Here is a 5,334-nt window from a genome sequence, read left to right as displayed (position 1 = left end):
CGGCGGTATGCCGCTGAGCCGGCTCAGCGGCATACCGCGCCTTCGTGCCCTCAGCCGTTGAGCCGAAGGTCGGCCTCGATGGCGTCTGCCGTCGCGCGCAGGATCGGCAGCAGCTCCGCCGCGCGCTCGTCCGCGTCGCCGTGCGTCGCCTGCATCGACGTGTTGACGGCCGCGACGACGGCGCCGGAGGGATCGTGGATCGGGACGGCCAGTGACCGCAGCCCGAGCTCGAGCTCCTGGTCGACGAGCGCATACCCGTCGCGGCGCACCTGCGCGAGGACCTGGGCGAGGCGGTCGACGGACGTGATCGTGAGCGGCGTCGTGGGGGTGAGCTCGATGCGAGCCAGGTAGTCGGCGAGCCAGGCCGGGTCGGCATACGCGAGCAGCACGCGGCCCATCGAAGTCTGGTGGGCGGGGAACCGGGTGCCGATCGTGATCTGGACCGCCATGATCCGCTTCGCCGCGGCGCGGGCGATGTAGACGACGTCGTCGCCGTCGAGCACCGACACCGACGTCGACTGGTGGACCTGCGCGACGAAGTCCCGCAGGTGCGGCAGGGCGACGTCGGGCAGGGTCTGGCCCGACAGGTAGGCGTAGCCGAGCTGGAGCACGAGCGGGCGGAGCGAGAAGAGCCGCCCGTCGCTACGGACGTAGCCGAGCTCGACGAGGGTGTGCAGGAACCGTCGGGCGGCGGCACGGGTCAGCCCGGTCCGGCGGGCCACCTCCGAGAGCGTCAACGACGGGTTCTCGCTGTCGAAGGCGCGGATGACCGCGAGGCCCCGCTCGAGGGACTGGACGAAGTCAGCCCCTCGGCTCGAGGTCTCGGGTCCGACGGTGGTGGTGCTCACACCGCCTCGTCGCGGCGACCGGCTTCATCGGTGCGGGCGGTGGTCTCCGGGCGGCGGCCGCCCTTCGCCTGCTGGATCAGCTCGTAGACATGGGCCCGCAGCTCGGCGAACCGTTTCGTCGAGCGGGTCGAGAGCTGGTCGCGCTCGTCGGGCAGGTCGATTCGCACGTCTTCCATGATCACCGTCGGCCGGTTCGACAGGACGAGGACCCGCTGGCCCAGGTAGACCGACTCCTCGATGTCGTGGGTGACGAACAGGACGGTGACGCCGAGGCGGTGCCACAGCTCCCGGACGAGGTCCTCGAGCTCGGCGCGGGTCTGCGCGTCGACCGCCGCGAACGGTTCGTCCATGATGAGGATGTGCGGCTCGTAGGCGACGGCCCGCGCGATGGCGACGCGCTGCTGCATGCCGCCGGAGAGCTGCCACGGGTGGGCGCCGTGCACGTCGGCGAGACCGACCGCCTCGAGCGCTTCGGTGACGAGCCGCTTGCGCTCGGCCGCGGGGACCTTCTTCTCCTTGAGCGGGAGCTCGACGTTCTGCCACACGGTCATCCAGGGGAAGAGGCTGCGCCCGTACTCCTGGAAGACGATGGCCATCCCCTTCGGCGGGCCGGTGACGAGGTCACCCTCGAGCCGGATCTCGCCGTCGGTGACGTCGAGGAGGCCGGCGATGCACTTGAGCAGCGTCGTCTTGCCGGCGCCGGACGGGCCGACGATGCAGGTCAGCTCACCGGGGGCGATCGTGAAGGTGAGGTCGCGGATCGCCTCGACGGCGCCGTCGCCGGAGCCGTAGATCTTGCGCAGGCCGCGGACGTCGAGGATCGGCTCCGCGGTGCCGTCGCGCTGGGGATCGGCCGCGTTCGGGGCCGAGCTGGTCGGGGTGCTCGTCATGTCACTCTCCTCGTTGGGCGGCTCGGAGGCCGAGGTACCACCGCAGGATCCGCGTCTCGACGAGTCGGAAGACGAGGGCCAGTGCCACGCCGAGTAGGCCGAGCACGATGATGCCGCTGAACATCTGCGGGATGGCGAAGGTTCGCTGGAACTGGATGATGGTGAAGCCGATGCCGTTGCTCGCCGCGAACATCTCGCTGATCACCATGAGGATGATGCCGACCGAGAGGGCCTGGCGGGCGCCGGCGAAGATCTGCGGGCTCGCTCCGGGCAGGATGTTGTACCAGAGCCGGGCTCGCCTCGAGAGGCGGTAGATCTTGGACGTGTCGATGAGCACCTCGTCGAGGCTGCGGACCCCCTCGACGGTGTTGAGCAGGATCGGCCAGATGCAGCCGGTGACGATGACGACGACCTTCATCGTGTTGAAGATGCCGAAGAAGAGGATGAGGATCGGCACGAGCACCGGAGGCGGGATGGCCCGGAAGAACTCGAGGACCGGCTCGAGGTAGGCGCGCAGGGCCCGCGACTTGCCGATCGCGACCCCGAGCCCCACCCCGAGGACGAAGGCGATGGCGAAGCCGACGAGTAGCCGCAGCAGGCTCGGCACGACGTCGCCCATGATCCGGTCGGGCCACCACGTCTCGGCGAAGGTGCCGAGGATGTCGCGCAGCGGGGGCCAGAAGAAGCTCTGGCTGCCCTCGGTGGCGAACCACCAGGCGGCGACGAGGACGACCGGCAGCCCGAGGGCGAGCACGGCGCGGCGCACGATGCTCATCAGCCGACCTCCGCCCGGATCGAGGGGTGCCAGCGCAGGACCCGGCGCTCGCCCCAGCGGGCGACGAGGTTGACGACGACGCCGATGAGGCCGGTGACGATGACGAGGGCGTACATCTGGGGGACGGCTCCGGAGGACTGGGCAACGCCGATCTCCTTGCCGAGGCCGGGCGTGCCGATGACGAGCTCACCGGTGATCTCGAGGATCAGCGCGACGGCCGCCCCGAGCCGGAAGCCGGTCATCACGTAGGGCAGGGCGGTCGGCCAGGTCACGGTGCGCACCGTGGTGAGCGGCGAGAACCGGTAGGACCGGGCCGTCTCCCTGGCGACCGGGTCGACGTCGCGCACGCCGTAGAGCACCTGGAGCAGCACCTGCCAGAAGGTGGCGTAGACGACGAGGATGAGCGTCGACTTCATGTCGTTGCCCCAGAGCAGCACGGCGAGCGGGATGAGCGCGACCGACGGGATCGGCCGGAGGAACTCGATCGTCGAGCTCGTCGCGGCCCGGACGACGGGAAGGCTGCCGATGACGATGCCGAGGACGACTCCGGCGACGAGGGCGACGGCCAGGCCGATCGCCCAGCCGCGCAGCGTCTGGCCGAGGGCGGTCCAGAAGGTCGGCGTGCCCGCCTCGTCGACGAGGGCCGAGACCATCGAGCTGAAGGGCGGCAGGAACCGGTCGTCGACGAGGCCGAGCCGGGGCACGAGCTCGAGGACCGCGACGAGGGTCAGCAGACCGAGCGCGCCGAGGACCCCGGCGGGGACGGGCCGTCCTCGCCGGGGGCCCGCCGTGCCGCCGGGCGCCGGCCGCCGGGACTCGACGGTGGCGCTCGTCATCAGTTCAGCAGCTGGTTGACGTCGAGCTTGTTGTCGATGAGCTTCTCCTGCGCCGCGAGGTCGGCCAGCTTCTGCAGGCTCTCCTTGTTCACTCCGGGCTCCCAGAGCGGCAGGGTCATCTCCTTGGCGACCGACGGGTCGATCTTCGTGTAGCTCGACAGGATGTCCCGCGCCTCGTCCGGGTGCTCCTGGGCGTAGGTGAGCGACTCGTTCATCGCCTCGGTGAAGCGCTTGACGAGGTCAGGGTTGGACTTGGCCGTCTGCTCGCTCGTGAAGTACGTCGAGATCTGCAGCTTCGGGAACGTGTCGACGAGGTTCGAGGCGATGACGCGGTCACCCTGCTGCTTGGCGATCGTCACGAAAGGCTCGACGACCCAGGCGGCGTCGACCCGACCTTCCTTGACGGCGGCCGGCATGTCGGGGAAGGCGAGCTCGACGAACTTGACGGACGACGGGTCGCCGCCCGCCTTCTGCACCGACTGGCGCACGGTCGTGTCACCGATGTTCTTGAGCGTGTTGATCGAGACGGTCTTGCCGGCGAGGTCCTTCGCGCTCTGGATCGGGCTGTCCGCCTTGACGACGATCGCGCTGAAGTCCTTGCCGTCGACGCCCGTCGACGAGTTGCCGGCCGCGACGACCTTGATCGGCAGGTTCTTGGACTTGGCGATGATGAGCGAGGTCACGTTGCTGAAGCCGAACTGGAACTGGCCGCTCGCGACGCCGGGGACGATGGCGGCGCCGCCCTGGCCGCTCTCCATCGAGACCTTGATGTTGCGCTTGTCGAAGAAGCCCTTCTTGGCGCCGAGGTAGATCGGGGCGACGTCGACGATCGGGATGACGCCGACCTTCACCTGGTCGACGGAGCCGCCGCCCGATGCGCCGCCACTCGGGGTCGGCGACCCGCTCGAGCCGCACGCTGCCAACAGGACTGCCACCGCGGCCGCGCCGGCGGCCGCCTTCAGAGAAGCACGCATCAGGTCTCCATTGATCTGGAAGTTCGCAGGGCGAACATGAGTTCAGTTGTCGAACCGTAGCCGTCGATCCGGGACGGGTCAATGGTCTGTTCGGCCCCCGGCCGGCGTCCGACCCCTCGGCCGGTCTTGCCCGCGCCGGCGTTTGTCGGGATGGTGGCGGCATGGAGCAGACGGATCTGGAGTACGAAGGCCACGGCGGCACGATCGTCGGTCGGCGGTGGCGGGGCGACCGCGCGGACTACGTCGTGCTGCTCGTGCACGGCTACGGCGAGCACGCGGGCCGCTACGAGCACGTCGCACAGCGGCTCGTCGACGACGGTGCCGTCGTGTACGCCCTCGACCACGTCGGCCACGGGCGCAGCGAGGGCGAGCGGGTCCTCATCGAGGACTTCGAGCGGGTCTGTGAGGACGTCCACCTCCTCGAGGGTCGGGCGCGGGCGGAGCATCCGAGGCAGCCCATCGTCCTCATCGGGCACTCGATGGGAGGGCTCATCGCGGCCCGGTACGCGCAGCGCTTCGGTGACGGCCTGTCAGCGGTCGTGCTGTCGGGCCCGGTCCTCGGGTCGTGGGCGGCAGCGGAGGCGCTGCTCGGAGTCGAGCAGATCCCGGACACCCCGATCGACCCGTCGACGCTGAGCCGGGACCCCGCCGTGGGCGAGGCCTATGTCGCCGACCCGCTCGTCTGGCACGGCCCGTTCAAGCGGCCGACGGTCGAGGCGATCGTCCATACCATGCACACGGTGACCGAGGGGGGCCAGATCGACGGGCCGATCCTCTGGCTGCACGGCGAGGAGGACCAGCTCGTGCCGATCGGCCCGTCCCGCAAGGCATTTGCCGCGCTGGGCGGTCGTCACGCGTCGTCGAAGACCTACCCGGGCGCCCGGCACGAGATCTTCAACGAGACCAACCAGGACGAGGTGCTCGGGGACGTCATCGCCTTCGTCCACGAGAGCCTGTCGAAGCGCTGACGAGCGAGAGGTGCCGTATGCCGCTCAGCCGGCTCAGCGGCAT

The 5,334-nt window shown here is 69.9% G+C and carries 6 protein-coding genes; 1 reads left to right on the top strand and 5 read right to left on the bottom strand.

Going from position 1 to position 5,334, the window contains the following annotated elements; translation table 11 throughout:
- Positions 1–50 precede the first annotated feature (50 nt).
- The 5 genes from N864_RS18890 to N864_RS18870 are packed head-to-tail and all read right to left on the bottom strand — an operon-like array spanning position 51 to position 4,323.
- Positions 51–848, bottom strand: a complete 798-nt coding sequence (locus tag N864_RS18890) for an IclR family transcriptional regulator domain-containing protein (RefSeq protein WP_034720834.1) — start codon at positions 846–848, stop codon at positions 51–53.
- On the bottom strand, positions 845–1,738 hold the full coding sequence (locus N864_RS18885) for an ABC transporter ATP-binding protein (RefSeq protein WP_051518799.1): 894 nt from the start codon (positions 1,736–1,738) through the stop codon (positions 845–847). Before N864_RS18885 ends, N864_RS18890 begins: the two co-directional genes overlap by 4 nt.
- A gap of 1 nt (position 1,739) precedes the next feature.
- Entirely contained in the window at positions 1,740–2,513 is a 774-nt protein-coding gene (locus tag N864_RS18880) for an ABC transporter permease (protein ID WP_034720832.1), read from the bottom strand.
- Positions 2,513–3,349, bottom strand: coding sequence for an ABC transporter permease (locus tag N864_RS18875; protein ID WP_034720830.1), 837 nt, complete (start codon positions 3,347–3,349; stop codon positions 2,513–2,515). Before N864_RS18875 ends, N864_RS18880 begins: the two co-directional genes overlap by 1 nt.
- Complete coding sequence (locus N864_RS18870) at positions 3,349–4,323, bottom strand: ABC transporter substrate-binding protein (protein ID WP_034720828.1); 975 nt, start codon at positions 4,321–4,323, stop codon at positions 3,349–3,351. Before N864_RS18870 ends, N864_RS18875 begins: the two co-directional genes overlap by 1 nt.
- A gap of 161 nt (positions 4,324–4,484) precedes the next feature.
- Here N864_RS18870 and N864_RS18865 point away from each other — a divergent pair, with 161 nt between their 5' ends.
- Positions 4,485–5,291, top strand: a complete 807-nt coding sequence (locus N864_RS18865; protein ID WP_034720827.1) for an alpha/beta hydrolase — start codon at positions 4,485–4,487, stop codon at positions 5,289–5,291.
- Positions 5,292–5,334 lie beyond the last annotated feature (43 nt).

It is taken from the genome of Intrasporangium chromatireducens Q5-1 (assembly GCF_000576575.1).
Classification (GTDB): Bacteria; Actinomycetota; Actinomycetes; order Actinomycetales; family Dermatophilaceae; genus Intrasporangium_A; species Intrasporangium_A chromatireducens.
Note: the sequence above shows the minus strand (reverse complement) of the source record. Positions and strands in the feature narration are given on the sequence as shown.

What these genes read in the sequence shown, in the direction of transcription:
- N864_RS18865 (WP_034720827.1), top strand. Translation starts at nt 4,485, where the DNA reads ATGGAGCAGACGGATCTGGAGTACGAAGGCCACGGCGGCACGATCGTC.
- N864_RS18875 (WP_034720830.1), bottom strand. Translation starts at nt 3,349, where the DNA reads ATGACGAGCGCCACCGTCGAGTCCCGGCGGCCGGCGCCCGGCGGCACG.
- N864_RS18880 (WP_034720832.1), bottom strand. Translation starts at nt 2,513, where the DNA reads ATGAGCATCGTGCGCCGCGCCGTGCTCGCCCTCGGGCTGCCGGTCGTC.
- N864_RS18870 (WP_034720828.1), bottom strand. Translation starts at nt 4,323, where the DNA reads ATGCGTGCTTCTCTGAAGGCGGCCGCCGGCGCGGCCGCGGTGGCAGTC.
- N864_RS18885 (WP_051518799.1), bottom strand. Translation starts at nt 1,738, where the DNA reads ATGACGAGCACCCCGACCAGCTCGGCCCCGAACGCGGCCGATCCCCAG.